This window comes from Paraflavitalea soli, from assembly GCF_003555545.1.
GTDB lineage: Bacteria > Bacteroidota > Bacteroidia > Chitinophagales > Chitinophagaceae > Paraflavitalea > Paraflavitalea soli.
Genome location: NZ_CP032157.1, coordinates 2,053,512 through 2,072,148, shown reverse-complemented (window position 1 = coordinate 2,072,148; position 18,637 = coordinate 2,053,512). Strand labels below are relative to the sequence as shown.

At 47.3% G+C, this 18,637-nt stretch carries 15 protein-coding genes; 3 read left to right on the top strand and 12 right to left on the bottom strand.

The window, feature by feature from the left end; genetic code table 11:
- The first annotated feature begins 27 nt into the window (after window positions 1-27).
- Complete coding sequence (cls, locus tag D3H65_RS07640; protein WP_119049702.1) at window positions 28-1,494, top strand: cardiolipin synthase; 1,467 nt, start codon at window positions 28-30, stop codon at window positions 1,492-1,494.
- A 212-nt stretch (window positions 1,495-1,706) separates the two neighbouring features.
- Here cls and D3H65_RS07635 read toward each other — a convergent pair whose 3' ends face one another.
- Window positions 1,707-3,212: a hypothetical protein gene (locus tag D3H65_RS07635; RefSeq protein WP_119049700.1), complete on the bottom strand. Its 1,506-nt coding sequence runs from the start codon at window positions 3,210-3,212 to the stop codon at window positions 1,707-1,709.
- A gap of 211 nt (window positions 3,213-3,423) precedes the next feature.
- On the bottom strand, window positions 3,424-3,888 hold the full coding sequence (locus D3H65_RS07630; RefSeq protein WP_162915478.1) for a hypothetical protein: 465 nt from the start codon (window positions 3,886-3,888) through the stop codon (window positions 3,424-3,426).
- A gap of 287 nt (window positions 3,889-4,175) precedes the next feature.
- On the opposite strand from D3H65_RS07630, the gene D3H65_RS07625 reads away from it, so the two are divergent.
- Window positions 4,176-5,003, top strand: coding sequence for a CPBP family intramembrane glutamic endopeptidase (locus D3H65_RS07625; RefSeq protein WP_162915477.1), 828 nt, complete (start codon window positions 4,176-4,178; stop codon window positions 5,001-5,003).
- Window positions 5,004-5,236: 233 nt separating this feature from the next.
- Window positions 5,237-5,542, top strand: coding sequence for an RNA recognition motif domain-containing protein (locus D3H65_RS07620; protein ID WP_119049694.1), 306 nt, complete (start codon window positions 5,237-5,239; stop codon window positions 5,540-5,542).
- Window positions 5,543-5,714: 172 nt separating this feature from the next.
- Here the strand turns inward: D3H65_RS07620 and D3H65_RS07615 are convergent, their stop codons facing one another.
- The 10 genes from D3H65_RS07615 to ychF form a co-directional block, all read right to left on the bottom strand.
- Window positions 5,715-6,284, bottom strand: coding sequence for a hypothetical protein (locus D3H65_RS07615; protein WP_119049692.1), 570 nt, complete (start codon window positions 6,282-6,284; stop codon window positions 5,715-5,717).
- A complete protein-coding gene (locus D3H65_RS07610; protein ID WP_119049690.1) occupies window positions 6,274-6,783 on the bottom strand; it encodes an RNA polymerase sigma factor in 510 nt (169 codons plus the stop codon). Before D3H65_RS07610 ends, D3H65_RS07615 begins: the two co-directional genes overlap by 11 nt.
- Window positions 6,784-6,958: 175 nt before the next feature.
- Window positions 6,959-8,062 (bottom strand): TlpA disulfide reductase family protein, encoded by a 1,104-nt coding sequence (locus tag D3H65_RS07605; protein WP_119049688.1) that lies wholly within the window; start codon window positions 8,060-8,062, stop codon window positions 6,959-6,961.
- Between the two features lie 29 nt (window positions 8,063-8,091).
- Window positions 8,092-9,513, bottom strand: coding sequence for a PKD-like family lipoprotein (locus D3H65_RS07600; RefSeq protein WP_162915476.1), 1,422 nt, complete (start codon window positions 9,511-9,513; stop codon window positions 8,092-8,094).
- A gap of 25 nt (window positions 9,514-9,538) precedes the next feature.
- Window positions 9,539-10,339, bottom strand: coding sequence for a DUF4843 domain-containing protein (locus D3H65_RS07595; protein ID WP_119049686.1), 801 nt, complete (start codon window positions 10,337-10,339; stop codon window positions 9,539-9,541).
- Window positions 10,340-10,350: 11 nt separating this feature from the next.
- Entirely contained in the window at window positions 10,351-11,814 is a 1,464-nt protein-coding gene (locus D3H65_RS07590) for a RagB/SusD family nutrient uptake outer membrane protein (RefSeq protein ID WP_119049685.1), read from the bottom strand.
- 10 nt (window positions 11,815-11,824) lie between these two features.
- Window positions 11,825-15,175: a SusC/RagA family TonB-linked outer membrane protein gene (locus tag D3H65_RS07585; RefSeq protein ID WP_119054423.1), complete on the bottom strand. Its 3,351-nt coding sequence runs from the start codon at window positions 15,173-15,175 to the stop codon at window positions 11,825-11,827.
- Window positions 15,176-15,429: 254 nt separating this feature from the next.
- Window positions 15,430-16,641: a FecR family protein gene (locus D3H65_RS07580; protein ID WP_119049684.1), complete on the bottom strand. Its 1,212-nt coding sequence runs from the start codon at window positions 16,639-16,641 to the stop codon at window positions 15,430-15,432.
- Between the two features lie 77 nt (window positions 16,642-16,718).
- Window positions 16,719-17,339, bottom strand: a complete 621-nt coding sequence (locus D3H65_RS07575) for an RNA polymerase sigma-70 factor (RefSeq protein WP_162915475.1) — start codon at window positions 17,337-17,339, stop codon at window positions 16,719-16,721.
- Window positions 17,340-17,520: 181 nt separating this feature from the next.
- On the bottom strand, window positions 17,521-18,618 hold the full coding sequence (gene ychF, locus D3H65_RS07570; protein ID WP_119049682.1) for a redox-regulated ATPase YchF: 1,098 nt from the start codon (window positions 18,616-18,618) through the stop codon (window positions 17,521-17,523).
- Between the last annotated feature and the right edge of the window lie 19 nt (window positions 18,619-18,637).

The window sequence follows — 18,637 nt, the reverse complement described above, 5'->3', positions numbered from 1 at the left end:
TCACCCAACTTTACCGGTGTTTCTTACATGAACTGGTTACTCGCTTACGAAATTGTATATGTCATTGTAGTGGTACTCGTTTGCCTGCGCATTATCTATGATACGCGCAGCACTACCAAAACAGTAGCCTACATGCTGCTGGTTATTTTTCTTCCTATCGCCGGTATCTTCATCTACTTTTCCTTTGGCATCAACTACCGGAAAAGAAAGATCTACAATAAGAAACTGATCCGGGACAATAACCTGGAACAGCAAGTATACCAGGAGATCTTTCAGTACTCCATGCACAACCTGGAAAAAAAGAACCCGGCTATTGCCGATAATCGTGAACTGGCCCGCCTGCTGCTGAAAGACAATATGAGTCCCCTCACGGCCAACAATGCCGTAAAGGTGCTGGTAAACGGAGAGCAAAAGTTTCCCGAAGTATTGAAAGCGCTGGAACAGGCTAAACACCATATTCACATTGAATATTACATCTATGAAGATGATGAGATAGGTCAGGCGATCGAACAGATCCTGATCCGGAAAGCCAGGGAAGGAGTGGAGGTGCGCTTTATTTATGATGATTTTGGCAGCCGTTCCATCCGTAAGAAAATGGTGCGCCGGCTCAGAGCAGGTGGTGTGAAAGTATTTCCTTTTCACAAGATCATTTTCATTGCGCTGGCCAACCGCCTCAACTACCGCAATCACCGCAAGATCATTGTAGTGGATGGGGAAACAGGCTTTGTAGGCGGCATCAACGTCAGCAACCGGTACATCAATAATACAAACGACGCCGGCGATCCCAACAAACTCTTCTGGCGCGATACGCACCTGCGTATTGACGGCCCGGGTGTACATTACCTGCAATACCTGTTCCTGGCGGACTGGAACTTTTGTGCCAATGAGCACTTGGAGCCCGATCACCTCTTCTTTCCCAAGGTCCATATCATGGCGCCCAAAGGCAACAAGCTGGTCCAAATGGCGGCCAGTGGTCCCGACTCAGACAGGCCTACCATTTTGTTTTCCTTGCTGCAGGCTATCTTCCTGGCGCAAGAAGAAATACTGATCACCACCCCTTATTTTATACCTGGTGAAAGCATCCTGGAAGCATTGATCGTATCTGCGCTGAGTGGATTGAAAGTAAAACTGCTGGTGCCCGGTGTGTCTGATTCTGTATTTGTCAATACGGCTGCACGGTCATATTATGGAGAGTTGTTGAAGGCCGGCGTAGAAATATACCAATACCAAAAAGGATTTGTACATGCCAAGACGGTTGTGACCGACAGTAAAGTGGCTATTGTTGGAACGGCCAATATGGACTACCGCAGTTTTGACCTCAACTTTGAAGTGAATGCTATTGTGTACGATGAAGCGGTGGCTACTGAACTGCGCAGTGTCTTTTATGAAGACCTGAAAGGCGCGGAAAAGATCGATCCCATTGCCTGGGATGCACGTCCCTGGTATTTTGAAATAGCTGAAAAAACGGCCAGACTGGTAGCGCCCATGTTGTAGGTAGGATAAGTGCTAATCAAGTAGATTGTAAGTTCCAACGGCCAATCATTCCATTTATTGTTTGAAGGCATCAGAAATTCAGACAAATTTGACCAATGTCAAAAATGATGCACAACGTGAAACTTAGAACTGTATTGTGGTTCCCCGTGGAACACTGCATTTTTGTTTGTTTTTTCACAAGTATTCCACGGGGCTCCGTTAGTATCTTCCCTCTATTCAATATTGACTGTACTCCATTTTCTATCATTACCCACACCGCCCAATCCCTTGATCTTGTAGATGGGTACCATTAACTTATTCCAGGCAAGTGGTTGAACGCTTTCTCCAATGGCCAGAAATCCCTCTTTGGTAAGGTCTAAGATACCTTGCCGCTTAATGACACCATCTCCGTTCATAAAGGCCACGGCCAGCACAGATCTTTTATATTCACTGAAGGGCACGGGTGGCTTGGTAATATCGCGGGCAAGGTTGGGTTCATTATCATTGTAGAAAACCAGGAGGGTGTTTTTGTAAGGAAAAGCTGCGTAAGAATCGCCAATGGTGCTGCCGGCGCTTACCCGGTATTTGGGAACAGAACCGGTTATTGCGGTTTTGCCATCAACAAGTGCATACAGCAGGCTTCCTGAAGCATCGTATTGCGCTCTTTCAGTACGGGTGGTTTTTCTGAATTCTCCGACCATGGCAAGGCGGCCATCTTCCAAGGCATAGCTATTGAAGGTGAGTGGATCAATGCCGTAGTTTTTCTCTTTAGTACTACCCCAGCTGTCTTTATCAAACTGTTCAACCAATGAAGCAGGGAAGGGGATGGAGGCAGCCGGATTAAGGGACTTATCGGAAGTATTGATGGTTTGGTGAAAGATGCCGTTCAGTTTCGAGGGCTTTTCACTATAGGTGCCAGCAATATGCACCAGCTTATCTTTTCTCGAAGCCACCAGCTGGATCTGAAACAGCGAACCAACCTGCGTCTTAATTTCATGTTCCTTTACTTTCTTATCGTTGTCATAGATGGCTACTTTGTTCTTCCATTCGCCCTCTGCTTTGCTAAACCGGTAACTTATATACACGTGCCCCTCGTTGTCCAGGCAACCGGAAAACTTGTATAGTTCAGTGGCCTCCTTAACGGTCTCGTATTTTTTACTGACAAGCGTCAGGTTGCGATCCAGGATGCAGTAAGAAAACTGGTTATTGAGTTCAGATGCCCACCAGAGTAGTAACCGGGAGTTGTCGGGAGCGCCTGCGATCTGTATGTTCAAATTGGTATAGGCTTCCCATGTTTTAATCAGGCCGGTATTCTTCTGATCCATGGTCAGTAATTCTTTTTCGCCTGTCATAGTCAGGGTAATTGGATCGACATCAGCCATGATCAGTTTCACATCTTCCTCTTCTTTTTCATACAGGAAGTAAAGGATGTATAATTTACCATTGAAAGAGCCCAGGTAGGGAGGGAAGGGGCCTGATTTCTTTTCACCGCCCAGCAAGGGTTGCTCTTTGATCAGGTTCATGGCGCTGTCGTACCTGCGCAGGGTGAGACCAAACTTTACCTTGTGCAACTTGAAAGTATAGCCAAACAGGGCTTTGCCATTGTCCCGCTCCAGGGAAAGGAAGTCGCTGCCTATTTTGCGGTAAGCAGCCGGGCCTGGTGATTTAAAGGTTTCAGAGACTGATGTTTTAAAGACCTGCGCATAGGTGTGAGTGCCTGGCAAGAGGATGATCAACATAAAAAACAGCGCACAGATGATCTTTCTAATAGAGGAAGCGGGGCACAGCGGTGCCGGATTGCAAACTGAACTTGGTATCAAAGGTTGGGGATTGAGGGGTTAGTTAATTTGAGTTCGTAACGTGAAACTTAACCCCATATTGTGGTTCCCCGTGGAACAGGGAAGTTTTCTTTGTTTTTCTTCCAACTTGTTCCACGGATGGCTGCTGCGCTTAATCGCCTATGTATTGCTGCTCAGTGATATCGGCGGGATAGGGTAAGGAAAGCAAATAGTCGAAATTTATTTTTTCCCAGAGGTCTTGCATAAAGTGTGCGTGTATGCTTTTATGAAAGGCTGTAAAGTACAGGAAGAGTCCTTCATACATCAATTCGATCGTCTTGAGGTAGGGCTCCTCCGATGCCTGAATGGTTGCCAGTGGTATGGCAATGGGATAGGTCTTCACCTTCACATCATCATAGATATCGGGTTCATACACGTCTACTTTATGCGGACCGAACTCATTTTGAGGCATAAACATCATGGCCAGTTCTATGTTCCATTCATCTGTCAGTATGATCTGTCTGGGCACCAATATCTCCTCCCGGATGAATTGCACCAGGTAATCGGTCACTTTATGGGAGAGCGGAGGGCGGTTGGGGGCCATACAGATGAGCGAAATGCTAAAGGTTGATTCCATGATGACTGCAATTTACATCTAAATGCAGCAGGCTGTTCAAGCCCAGGTTCTGAAATATGGCTGCATTGGCCTGGAGTTGAAGAATTAAGGGCTATTTTTAGGTACCATATGCGCACAAAGAAGCTTGTCATCGCAACCTTAGTGATCATCCTTTTTGCCTTTGCAAAACCTCCCCGCAAGGTGGCCATTGTATTTATTGGCGATAGTATCACTCAGGGAGGAGGGGGCGCTGAGGTATTGGGGACGTATTGGGCCAAGGCGATTAAGAAAATTTTATGAGATCAGGTATGAGAAACAAAGTGCAAGAGATAAGTCTGAAATGGTATTATACGTTGGGGCGCGTGTTATGCTTTTATATTGGCTGCATTGTAATATTTGCTGCTATTTCAGGCCTCACCAAAAGCCTTTCGGGCAGAATAGCGGATCATATAACCATGTTCCTGGCCACTCTATTAACTTTCTTATTGATCTTACTATTTGTACGTTGGGAAAAACTAAGTCTGAATGATGTGGGGCTCATTCCCGGAAGAAAAAGCGCCTCACGTTTTTTCACGGGCTATTTAATTGGACTGGCAATGGCCATTACCCAGGCAATGATCGTACTAGGCTTTGGTCATTCTCAATTAATCTTTATTACTACTATTACAACTGGGAAAATATTTTCGTCATTGCTCTTGTTTTTTTTAGTGGCCGCCAGGGAAGAATTGGTGTTTCGTTCTTATGCTTTAAGAAGCCTCAGTTATGTTTTGAAAGCAGGTATAGCATTAACTATTATAACGATCATCTTTATTCTTGAGCATGTAGTGGCGGGAATGACATGGGAGATGGCTATAGTAGGCATTGGAATGGGGGGTGTTTTATTTGGCCTGGCTGCATTGAGAACAAGAGGGTTGGCATTACCACTGGGATTGCACAGCGCCTGGAACTTCGGTCAGTGGTCAATGGGTTTTAAAGGCGAACCTGGGATATGGGAGGCGATAATAGAGAAAGGCTACGAAACCCGGGTACAAAATGTCGGAATGCTGGCTTTTGTGTTGGTCATGTTATTGGCCATAGCTGGGATCCTTGTTTTTTATAAAACGAAAGAGAGTCAAAGGAAACGAGCAAGCAGGTAAATACCATCATTTTCGCAAGTTCGGGAGATAGGATATTGGTACCAGTAAAGGGATCAATTCAATAAACCAATGCTTTAATGAAAATTTTTGCTTTCGGTAACAAAATAACCCCTACATTTGTAGGGTAATCGAGTCTTGCCTCAGTAATCGTTAATTATCCTGCTCAGCAATCTGCACCTTAATTAGTCTCTTACTCTTGCTTTCTCACATTATTTACTTATTATTTATTAAGCATGAACATTTATGTGTCAAATTTAAGCTTCAACGTACAAGATGAAGACTTAAGGGAATTTTTTGCTCCTTATGGAGAAGTAACCTCTGCAAAAATTATCAATGACAGGGAATCCGGAAACTCACGTGGTTTTGGATTTGTTGAAATGTCTGATGATGCAGCTTCTAAAAAGGCGATCCAGGAATTGGATGGCGCTACCGTAGAAGGCCGTACTATTAAGGTAATGGAAGCAAAACCAAAGGAAGACCGTTCTTCCCGCGGCGGTAACTACAACAATGGTGGTAGCTACAACAAAAACAGGTATTAATAATAGCTTATAATATCGTTTTCAGGGTTAACCCCCGGATAGAGGGCAGTTTCAACACTGCCCTTTTTTATTTCATTCTTCCTGGTTGCAGATGTAGCAGGTGTCAAGAGGTAATTAGTTGTATCTGCACAATTTCCGGCATATCATAGTATGCGTATGAAGTTGAATGAGTTTAGTTAGCGCTCAGTTTACTTTGTAATGTTTCCAGCGAGTGCTTCCTGTTGCGGTAGAAAGAATGTTCCCACCGGGAAGCATACCAGGTCAGGGCAAAAAAGAGCAATACACATCCGGCAATCCACCAGGGTTTGCCGCTTTCCCAAAGGCCCAGGATGGTTAAGACACCTACAGGCAATACGTTCCAACGCAAGATTTGAGAAAGATGCACCTGGTAAGTAGTCAGGGAAATAGCATATTGAAGATCACCTTGCAGTGACCGGTCGAAGCGGCGGTTGCCCTTTATTCTGCGGATACGGTTCATCATGGCAAACAAGGCTGTAGCCAACATCCAGGCAGCCAGCAGGTACATAGAGATATTCCCGCTGTTTTTGATCCCAAAGAGAATCAGTATGAGACTTCCTGCGCCCAGGTTCACCATGATGGTGAGCCATTCACTAATATTGGTAATATGATAACCCTGCCTCATTTTGGCCTGAATGCGGTGGTGCAAAGCCTGCTCGTTGATCACATAAAGGGACTGCTGGTTTTGTGTGTCCCAGATCTTTTGTAATTCATCAAATTCCATGGCTGTACTTATTTTTTGATTGAGCGATCAGTTGTTTTTTAATGCGGTTGATCTTAACGCCAACATTTGATTCTGTAATACCCAGTATGACAGCCATCTCTTTATAGCTGAAGCCTTCTAATAATAATAAGGTAAGCGAGCGATCAATTTCATCCAGTTGATGGATGGCCCGGTACAGCCATTCCAACCGCTCATCCGCCGCGCATTTATTTTCCTGTATAAGGTGCTCCACCCGCTCCAGGGTTTCTGAGGGGACATGTTTTCGCGACCGGGCGGACCATTTAATTGCGGTATTGAGTGCGATACGATACAGCCAGGTGGTCACGGAACATTCCTCGCGGAAAACCGGAATGGAGCGCCATACCTGTATGATGATCTCCTGGAACAAGTCATCCTTGTCCATATGATTACCTGTATAAGCATGTACTACTTTAAATAGAATACCCTTGTATGAACCCAGCCAGGTTTCCAGTATTGCCAATTGTTCCTTTTCTGTCACTGCAGGTATGGTTTATCCATTAGTACCATCAAAAGAAGAGATTCTTACAAAGGGAAGGGAAATTCTCAAACAATTTAATGAAATACAAGAGGATTCAGCGGGAAGCAGAAGTATAATAAAAAAGGCCCGCCTCAGCATTTGCGTTGGCGGGCCTGAACGGGTAAGCGGGAAAACGCTATTTAAAAATCTCTTTTAGCTTCTGATTGAGGGCTTCACCGCGCAGATCCTGGGCGATTATCGTACCTGTGGGATCGATCAGGAAATTGGCCGGTACGGCCTTTACTCCATACAATAAGGCGATCTCATTGTTCCATCCTTTCAGATCCGACACCTGCGGCCAGGTAAGTCCATCTTTTTCGATGGCTTGTACCCAGGGTGCTTTGGTCTTATCAAGGGATACGCCAAGTACATTGAATCCCTTCGAACCAAATAACTCCACTTGCTTACGCAGGTTGGGGTTTTCTGCCCGGCAGGGACCGCACCAGGAAGCCCAGAATTCCAGCAACACATATTTGCCTTTGTAGGACTTTAGCGTGATGGTCTTTCCTTCCACATTTGCCTGGGCAAATGCCAATGCGGGTTTGCCCGTGGTGATCTTATTGAGCAATTGCATCCGCTTTGTCAATTCCAGACCCTGGGCTGATGCCATTACTGTTGAATCCAGTGCAGTGTACATAGGAGTGCATTCGGCCAGTGTTTTGTTGTTGACATACATAAGCAGTTCACGCACGCTGATCGGACTGGCAGGATGTTGCTTAATGTAGTTTTTACGGATCTCATACTCATACGCGTACCACTTGCTGCCATCGGCTTCCAGGCCTTTTGCCCGGGTAGTATCTCCTGCCTGTTTGGCCTCATACGCTTCCGTATAGATCTTGTTCACCCATTTACGGTTGGCCATGATCGCCCGGTTGAATACCTCATACTCATTCACGACAGGTGAGCCCGTTACTTTCATGTCCTCTATCGGGCCATCCACGGTTACATTGCCCTTATCTACGAACAGATCGAGACGAAGGCGGTAATTACGCGAAAACAGCATGCCCTGCAATGGTTCGGCAACTTCACCTTTAAAGGCAAACTTGCCATTGCTGACTATTGCACTGTCAATTTTGGTGTTGTCGAATGTGCCATAAGTCAGGAATACGATACTGTCTTTGAAATCCGGCACATTGCCGGTAAGGGTAAAACCATCTGGTGTAGCGGCTTTTTGCCAGCTCAATGCACCCACGGCCGCAGCTAAGAGCAGGGCGAGTACAGGCTTCTTTTTTGTTGTCATTGCTATGAATTGATTGATGTAATTGAATATTATTGATCGTTACGGATCACTGCATCGATGGTTTGCCCCGGAATGCCCACCTGCTTTTTGATGACATCGCCAAACTTGCCGGTGCTCACATCGAGATGGTACAAGGTACCTTCGGTACCTGCCAGCATGGTATTGCCGCCATCGATCAGTTTGATCATCGTTACGGCTTTGCCGCCAAAGTCAGTGGTGAGCGGACGGATATCTTCATTGGTGGGATTGTACCGATAGACTTTGTCGCCGGAGGTGAAATAGAAGATCTCTGACGGTGACCAGGCCCATTTGGTAGTAGGAGTGATCAGAGCAGGCTGCGAAAAATTACGGATGTATTCAGCCCTTAGTTGTATGAAACCCATGAATGCTGCGCCAAATTTGATCTCCTTCAAATTGCCATTTGCATCTTTGCCCAGCGCAAAACAGTTGCCATCATTCACCTGTACAAAGTAGAGCAGGTCCAGCCCCACTTTTCGCAGGTCGAAGGTGTCGCCTACCGCTGTATATCCCGTGCCGATATAGGCGGGAGAACCAAAGTTGGTAAAAGCTACTACCTGCTTCTTCACTTTGTCGTAGCCCAGGAAATAAGGCATCACGGAATTGAATGCCGCCTGGTCAAACAGGTTGTAATCGCCCTCAGCAGGCAATCCATACATGCCGTATAAGGGATTCAGGTTCCAGGTTTGGGTGGTTCCTACATACAGCTTACCATTGATCACCCCGTTCATGGATTCCTGTTGCGTGCCTATGAAAGATCCGGGCGTAATAGTGGCCAGAGGCGTGAAGAAGTTTCCTGCCAGTGTCTTGATCTTCTTCATCGTGTTGGAATTGATCTGTACGCCTTTATCGCCTTCATCCGTTATGACCCAATAGCTGGTGGTGTGAAAGGGTTGTATGGACGCATGGCGCAGGCCGATCAATTGTTTGGGTTTGCCGCCCAGCCTGGCGCCCAGGTTGGCCGCTTCATAGATATTAGGCTGTACAGTGCCGTCGGGCTTGATGAATGACAACTTTGTTTCGCCGTTGTCAACACTCAGTACCGCGGTGCCCTGGGAAAAGGCGGTCTTTCCACTGACAACAAATTTGTAAAAGTATTTCATCCCATTGCTGCTGTCGGTAATGGTGAGCCGGGCCTGATAACGGTTGGCCCCCAGGCCGTATACTGTACGGACCTCAGGTCCTTTGAAGGAGAGGTCGGACAACAATTCGGGGATGGCGATCTTCCAGTCGAACCGCAGCATCGCAGGGTTTGTATAGGCTACAGCAGGCTTAATGATAAGGCTGTCGCCGACAAATACAGAATATACTGTGTCGAGGTTGGTAATGATCGGCTCTTCGGGCGCATTGTAATCATAGTTGCCCTTGTCTTTGTAACAGCCTGTTGCTATTACAACCAGGACTGTTGCTATGATGATGATTCGATTACGCATGGAAATATTTTGGGGAGTTGTGGTATTAGTTGATGTCCAGCCCGTTTTCATCTACGAAATAGAATCTTCCGGTTGAAGTATTCTTGCGCACGAGGGTGGTCTTGGCCGGGTTGGTGATGGCATAAAAATCATAGTTGCCATCGGTACGCTGTGTAAGTACATATCCTTTGTCGGGATTGTTATTGACCCAGGCAAAAGGGTCGGCCACCATTACATTCAACCTGCCCACGAGGTATAAGTTACGCGGCGCATCCATTCCCTCGGTGGTCATCGAAATAACCCCGGTAGCGATCATAAACAGCTGGTGTTTGGTTTGCGAATAGGCGCCGAGCGGCCAGGTGGTCCACCATTTGGGCTGCTCCAGTTTATTACTGAGTACCACTTTGGTCCTGATCAGTTTATTGACATTGGTATCGAGTCCTGAGCCCGGTTTCAGTTGAAGGTTGAGCACCACCGCTTTGGTTTGCAGGGCAGGATCGGTGTTGAATAAAATTACGGGCAATAAGAAGATACCAGTATCAGCTTTCAAGGTATACCATGCTTTGAATGGTTCGTAATGAAGGCCGGCTTTGGCGGTTGTATTGCTGTCTACTACTGTAATGCCAAACTGGCGGAGGCTGTCGGCACGCAAGCCAGACAGGCGAACCGGCAGGTAAACGGTATCGCGGGGAAGGTCGGGCTCGTAGGCAAAAGTATACACCGTGCTATCGGTGGCATTGAGATCGAAATACACATTTTGCAGGGGAGCCCGGTACAGGATGTCGGGTGTTTTTTTGCAGGCAACACCCATCAGTATGGATAGGGTAATGATAATGACTTGTTTCATGTTGCAGTGTTTTAGCGTTGACCGTATTCTAATTCATCATTCGGCATGGGCAGCACGAAGACCTTGTCCGACGGATTGGTCACAGCCCCTGTTTCCTGCAGGATGCCCCTGTTGAGGCGTTTGTACAGGTAGAAGAGCTGTCCTTCTCCATAAGTTTCTTTCCGTACTTCCTTCACCAGCTCATCGATGAATACTGTCCTGGAAGCCGTATTCACATCGGAAATGATGCCTCTCTTAGTTCGCACGGTATTTAGGTATTCCAGTGCTTTGGCAGGATCGGTATCCCAGATCGCTTCTGCTGCGATATAGTATAGTTCAGTAAGCCTGATGGCAGGGTGTACGAAAGGATGTTTGTTGGTATCCTTATCGCGCTTGTACTTCTGTAATTCATAACGCACCATGGAATTGTCGGTGACCAGGAGGAACCATTGTTTGAACCGGCGGTCCTCACCACCGATGCCGCCTTTTTCATACAGTTTATCACCTGCATCTCCTTTGATATACGCACCGGCTATACCTGCTTCAAACCTGCTGGCATAGATAGTCTTGTACCAGTCATCGTACCAGCAAAAAACAAGTTCAGGATACATGATCCGGTCTTTTAGTGTCACATCGGCTTGAATAAAATCCTCCTCTTTGGTCCAGGGAAACTTTTGTGCATTGATCACTTCCAGTGCATTGGCCAGGGCATCCTGCTTTTTATCGAGGTACAGATAAATCCTTGCCAGTTCACCGCATACGGCGTAGTAGTTCAACCGGTGACGCCTGTTCTGCTGGAAAAGGATCGGAGCGGAAAGCTCTTTCGAAGTGGTATCACCGGGATAACCCACTTTATAGCCGGCAGTAAGGATGGGATCTACTGTCTTGAGCAACCCTTTGGCTTCGGTAAGATCGGCCACCATTTTATTGAGTGCTTCTGTAACGGTCGACCTGGGAGTTGCCTTATTCGAAAACGTCACTACATAGGGAATACCTTTGCCTGCAGGCGCCGATACGAATGATGGACCAAAAAGGCGCAGCAGATCGAAATGGAGGTAGGCCCGCAATGCAAGCGCCTCTCCTTTGATCAATTGCTTGTTGACCTGTGTCATGGGCACCGTAGACTTGGCCATATTTTCCAGGATCAGGTTGCAGTTGGCAATGGCATTGTACATCCTGCGCCATACTTTATCCTTGCGGTCGATAAAACGGGGATCCGTGTAGTTGTAGAGCGAGGTTTGTTTATAACCATCCTTGTCGTTGGCCTCAAAATGATAGTTCTGGGCCAACACTTCGGGTAAACCGGCAGAAAGCTCCACGCCGTATAGTTCATCGATGGCACAAGAAGTATAAATGCCATTGAGCGCTTCTATGAAGCCTGATTCGGTCTTGAACAATTCCTCTTTGGTGATCTCTGCTTCGGGTTTTACATCGAGCCATTTGTTGCAGGAAGACAACAAGACGGCGGTCACTATGATGATATAATATTTTTTCATACCGTAGTTTTTAGAAACTTGTTTGAATAGAGAATGTAAACGCGCGGGAGAACGGATACTCCAAACCTCTTTCTACTTCCATGGACGACCACCTGTATACATCATTCATCGTGAAAGAAGCGCGCAGGTTGCGCATGGCGAGCCGCTTACAGAAAGACTTATTGAAGTCGTACGAGAGATAGATGGAATTCAATTCCAATACATTGTCGCGCTGGACAAAGCGGTCAGACACCTGTGTGGTGCCGATGCTTGCGATATTCTTGTATTTGGCCATATCACCGGGTTTTTTCCATCTTTCTTCCAATACACGCCTGTCTACATTATACCGCGGATCGGCATTCTCTACCCGGTCAACGAGGGTCTGGTTGTATTCCATGCCGCCAAATTTGGTATAGAACTGCACCTGCACCAGGAAGCTTTTCCAGGCGATCGAAGTACCAAAGAAACCATCTGCGGTGGGGGTATTATCGGCCACTGCCACGATGTCTTTTACATCCCAGTCGTAAGTATAGGTGCCGTCTTTCTTCAGGAACAGCTCGCGCCCATTTTCGGGATCGATGCCCAGGGAACGAACGGCATAGATGGTATTGAGCGATTGCCCTTCCTGGTAACGGACGAGTGGAGTAGAGGGATAATTGTTTGCTTGCGCCTCATCTACCTTATCGTTGTAAGCCTTCAAGGCATTGGAAATGCGTACGATCTTATTGGTATTGCGCGCCATATTGAGGCTCAGGTTGATGAACCAGTCCTTTGTTTTCAGCACGGTTGCTTTCAAATTGAGCTCAAAGCCCTCGTTGAGCATATCTCCCAGGTTATCCTTATAAAAGCCAAAGCCGGTAGAAGGGGCGAGGGTAATATCGGAGAGCAGGTCGGTGGTGAGTTTCTGGTAATAGCGAGGCGAGATCATGATCCGGTCTTTGAACAGGCCGAGATCGATACCGGCATCTATATTCCGGGTTTGCTGCCATTTCAGCCCATTGTTGCCATAACTCGAAACGATGGCGCCAATGCCGGTCGAATACCAATCGGAGTAATAACTGAAAGTTGTTTTTGCCAGGTTTGGAGCAAAGTTTACCGCGCCGGTAATGCCTGTGCTGGCCCGCAGTTTCAATAAACTGATGGTATTGCTTTTGAAATTGGCTTCCTTATGCACGTTCCAGCCAATACCCAGGGACCAGAAGGTGGCTATTTTGTTATCGGTACCGAATTTTGAAGAGCCATCGGTGCGTAAGGTTGCATCCAGCAGGTACTTATTCTTATAAGAATAGTTGCCGCTGATGAAGGACCCCAGCAAGCGTTCTTTGGATGAATAGCCGCCAGGAGAGGCGCCCTCAGCATATCCCAATGCAAAACCTACATTGGTAAAACGGTCGTTGGGAAAACCGATGGCGGTAAACGAAGTGACGCTTTGGGAAAAGGTCCTGATATTGGCGCCCAGGGTGGCATTGAAAAAATGATCACCTACCTGCTTGTTATAAGCGAGGTTGATGTTGCCGTCTACAGCCGTTTCATCCTGGGCTGAATAACTGTAGCTGCCACGCTCATTCAATTTATCGGGCGAGGTGAAGTAATAGTAGTTGGCCCCGGGTGAGGTGAACGCATCATAGTCGTATTTGCGTTTGGTTAAGCTGATCAATCCACGCAGACGTAATCCATCCACGATGGTCCACTCACCGGAAAATGCGTCGATGATCTCAAGATACTTATTCTTATTAAAGGAATGCAGGGTGCTGTTGTACATCGGGTTGAGCACTACATTGGTTACATACTGGTCTGTACCGGAGCGATGGGTGTCGATGAGCCAGCTGTCTACTGATTGCAGGATATTACCCAATGAATCGGTCTTGGGGTAATAGGGATTCATGCGCACATAGTCTCCGAAATTGCCCCAGGGCGATTCGGTGGCATTCATTTGTGTAACGGACAGTGTATTCTTGAAGATGAACCTGGTAGTGGGGTTATAAGCCAGGTCGACCCCAATGCTGTAACGATCGCGGGTTGAACCTTTCATAACGCCGGGCTGCGCCTGATAGCGCATGTCCAATCCATAGCGAATGCCATTGCCACCACCTTCGAGATAAATAGAATGCTTCTGTGCGAGCGATATACGCAGGGGCTGTGACAGCCAGTAAGTATTGACGCCGCCAATTACGTTTTTCTTCTTTTGGTAATAAAGGGCTTCCTGCATATCGGTGCTGCGGCTGCCTACTGAATTATACAGACCAGCCAGCCGCTCGTATTCCAGTTTCTCTCCGGCATTCAGCAAGCGATAATCTGTAAGGTCCGGGGCATTGACGGTATAATCACCATTGTAATAGACCTGCAGTTTACCTGCTTTCGGTTGTTTGGTCGTGATCACGACGACCCCGTTGGCTGCCCGGGAGCCATAGACTGCTGTGGCAGCTGCGTCTTTGAGCAGGGTAATGCTTTGAATGCGGGAGTTGTCGAGGTCATATACTTTCTCAAGCGACACTTCATATCCATCCAGTATGAAAGTAGGCAGGTTCAAATTGCTTTGCAGGTTGGCGCGACTGAGGATATCGCCGGTACCGGTAGGTAAAGCGGTGCTGCCCCGCAGGTTGATATTGGGTAAGCGGTTGGGATTGGAACCAGCCAGGTTATTCTCTGCGATACGGAAAGAAGGATCAAAAGCCTGGATACTCTGCAATACATTCACCGGGTTTACCTTTCTTAGTTCTTCACCGGATATAACGACGGCATTGCCGGTAAAACTCTCTTTATTGATCAGCTGGTAACCGGTTACTACCACATTGGCCAGTGGGTCTTTGGCAGTTCCTTGCTTTAACCTTACCTGTACTGCATTGGCATTCCTGATGGAAAAGGTCTGTGGTTCATAACCTACAAAACTGATGGTATAGGAAGTGCCCTTTTTACCATTGATCGTGAAGGCGCCTTTGTTATTGGAAGCGATACCGGAATTAGTACCCCGGATAACCACACTGGCGCCCTCGATGGGCCTGGAAGTACTATCATCCACGATGATACCGGTAACTGTAATTTCCCCTGGGATGGTATCGGTGATGGCTGCTTCGATCGGTATTGCTACGGGCCGGGCGCTCACCACGATCGTTCTGTTGACGATCTTATAGGTAAAGGGCTGGTTGCTGAAACACTTGTCCAGCACTTCTTTCATCTCTGTATCTTTTACTGAAATACTTACCGGCTCTGCATTTTCGAGGAGGCGGGCATTGTAAAAGAACAGGTAGCCTGTTTGCCTTTTGATATCGGTAAAGACTTTCTTCAGCGATACGTTTTCGCGGGAGATACTCACTTTTTGAGCAATTCCGGTAGCGCAAACCTGCAAACAGCCAACCAATAGCAGCATAGCTGTCAATCTCATAACCAGAAAGGTTTTGGGCTTTGCCAGCCGCCTCAGGAATGCGGCTTTGCAAAGAATGATAAAAATCATACTTTTAGTCAATTGGGTTAAACAATAAGGGTTCCATTAGTCTGCGAACTGGTTTTACCCATCCCTGCCGTCAACGTTAGCGCGTTGGCGGCTTTTCATAGATAAACCTTTTGTACCGAACGGTCAGTACGGCAATTGCATCGATGATGAGCTTTCATGCAGGATAGCGGTTAGGATGAGGGTGATCAAGGCATCACAGTGACCTTATGGCCTTCGACCTTAAAATGAACAGCACTTAGTTCCAGTATCTTGAACACTTCGTTGAGCGTAGCATTTTTCGGTATTTCTCCTTCAAACTTTTCTTTGGAAACCGGTCCTTCGTAAAACACTTCCACATCGTACCAACGGGCCAGCTGGCGCATCACCGTTTGAATATCGGCCTTGTTGAAGTTGAAAAGGCCATTCTTCCAGGCAATCACCTCATCCGTGTCAACCTCCCTTAGCTGGATGGCAGACAGGCGTGCCGGATCATTGGGAAAAGAGGATTGCATGCCCGGCGCGAGTGTTACCGGTTTTATAAGGTGAAGGGTGTCTCCGGGTGAGGAGACCGATACCTTTACTTTTCCTTCGAGCAGGGTAGTTTTCACGGAAGGTTCATCGCTATACGCATTCACATTGAAGTGGGTACCCAATACTTCCACAATGCCTCGCTCATGCAGTTGCACATCAGTGGTATATACCCTGAATGGCAGGTGCGCGTTTTTAGCCACTTCAAAATAGGCCTCACCGGAGAGTTGAACTTTACGCTCAGTTCCCGTGAATACTGTAGGGAAGCGCAGGATAGATGCTGCATTCAACCATGCATGACTTCCGTCGGGCAGGATGATCTCGTATTGGCCTCCATTGGGTGTGCGGATAGTATTGTATAGAACAGGAGCGTTCGCATCCTGTTGCGATGCGTCATGATAAGCCAGCTGGCCATTGTTGAGTTTGATGATCCGGGTATTTCCCTGTTGGGCCAGGGTTTTGTTGCCGGCTGTATCGAGTTCGATGATACTGCCATCAGCAAGCGTTAAAGTGGCTTTATTACCACCAGGAAGAACGGGGGCGGTATTCTTGTTACTGGTAATGGTCGTTGCAGTAGGAGGAGTGGCTGGTCTATCAAGCCAAAGCCAGGTGCCAACGCCCAGCAAGAGGAGGATGGCGGCCGCTACCTGCCAGCGGATATTGCGGTATAGGGGGAGCTCTTTGGCAGGGGCTGCAGGATGGATAGCCTCTTTCAATTGATGCAGCATCCGGTTCCTGAGCGTTTCCACTGCTTCTTCATTGTCCACAGGCCAGTGTACTTCCTGCATGTTGGCAGCGTGGTACCAATCAGTTAATTCCTGTTCCTCTTCGGCCGAGGCAGTATTGTTCAGGTATTTTTCCAGCAGTATTTGAAGTTGCTCCTGTGTCATGTGTTAGTATTGGCGTGGCCTTCGGCAGCGGCCTTACAATACTGTACCCATGAACAGGGAAGTACCCTGAGTGGATGTTAAGTTTTTTTTAACAAAAGATGAATAAAGGTGGCTATGACACTAAAAAAGCGGTGATTGCCCAGCAGGAAGCGAAGAGTTTTGAGTGCTTTAGTGAGATGGGACTCAACTGTTTTGGGCGAAAGCTGGAGGGTTGCTGCAATCTCTTTAGTCGATAACTGGTGGTCGCGGCTGTATACAAATACCAGCCGGCATTGCTCGGGGAGGCCTGCCACCAGTTCGTTGAGGTATTCTTTGAGGAATTTAGCTTCTATCACTCCTTCATCAAAGGAGCCGGCGCTGTTGCCTGTATCAACGGTGTGCTCCTGCAACAGGTCACGGCGCCTGTTTTCCCGGGCGAGGGTCTTAAAGACGGCAAACTTCACAGCGGTGGCAAGAAAAGCAGCTGGCCGGTCTATTTCCATGGAGTGCCGGCGGTTCCATAAACTGAGCAGTACATCCTGGACAATCTCTTCTGCCACTTCCTTATTGCGGGCATGGTTGAAGCCAATGGCCAGGAGCTTGTCCCAATAACGATGAAAGATCTCTGCAAAAGCTTCCTCATCATTATCACGCAACAAGCCTACCAATTGTTCGTCGGTATAGGTACTGTACAGAGCCGTTCTCGGAGCGTATGCCACGGCCTCAAGATAAGGAAAAAAACGATTTTGCAGTTAATGGATGTTTAATTGACATTTAATCATATATACACCTGGCTGCAAAACCAAGGGGTTTAGCCTTACTGCGAAACAGCTTAGCTAAACCCCTTATAATATATTGCAATAGGATCTGCTTAATCCGTCAGATCCTACAAATCGTGGTTTACACGTTGAACCTGAAGTGCATGATGTCGCCATCCTTCACTACATATTCCTTTCCTTCAATGCGCAGCTTACCTACTTCACGGGCTGCAGCTTCGGAACCATATTGAACGAAGTCATTGTAAGCGATCACTTCGGCCTTGATGAATCCTTTTTCGAAGTCTGTATGGATCACACCGGCAGCTTGTGGCGCTTTCCAGCCTTCATGGATGGTCCAGGCACGTACTTCCTGTACACCGGCGGTGAAATAGGTATAGAGGTTGAGCAGTTTATAAGCGCTGGTGATGAGGCGGTTCAAGGCCGGCTCGGTCATCTTGTATTCTTCCATGAACAGGGCGCGGTCTGCCGGATCTTCCATTTCGGCGATCTGTGCTTCAATATTATTGTTCATAATAATGATCTGTGCGCCTTCTTCTTTGGCTGCTTTTGCAAGCGCCTCAGAATACTTATTGCCTGTATGCATAGAAGGCTCGTCTACGTTGGCAACGTACAGAACAGGCTTTTCTGTGAGCAGGAACATATCGGCAATGGCCGTCTTTTCTTCTTTGGAAAGGTCGAGGGAGCGGATGCTTTTACCTTGCTGCAGGTGGTTTTTACACTGTACCAGCACATCCAGTTCAGCCTTCATCTTGGGGTCCGTACGGGCTGCTTTTTCTACACGGCCTATTTTACGCTCTACACTGTCCAGGTCCTTCAACTGCAATTCAGTATCAATGATCTCTTTATCGCTAATGGGATTGATGGCGCCTTCATCACGCAATACATTGTCATCTTCGAAACACCGGATCACATGGATGATGGCATCCACCTCGCGGATATTGCCCAGGAACTGGTTGCCCAGGCCTTCACCTTTGCTGGCGCCACGTACCAGGCCGGCAATGTCTACGATCTCTATCTGGGTAGGCACGATGCGGTTGGGAATTACCAGTTCGGCCAGCTTATTGAGGCGGGCATCCGGTACATCCACCAGGCCCACATTGGGTTCGATGGTACAAAAACGGTAATTGCTGGCCTGTGCCTTGGCACTATTGCTCACCGCATTGAACAAGGTCGATTTTCCTACATTCGGCAGTCCTACGATACCTGCTTGTAAAGCCATATATTTTTAATTTTCAGCG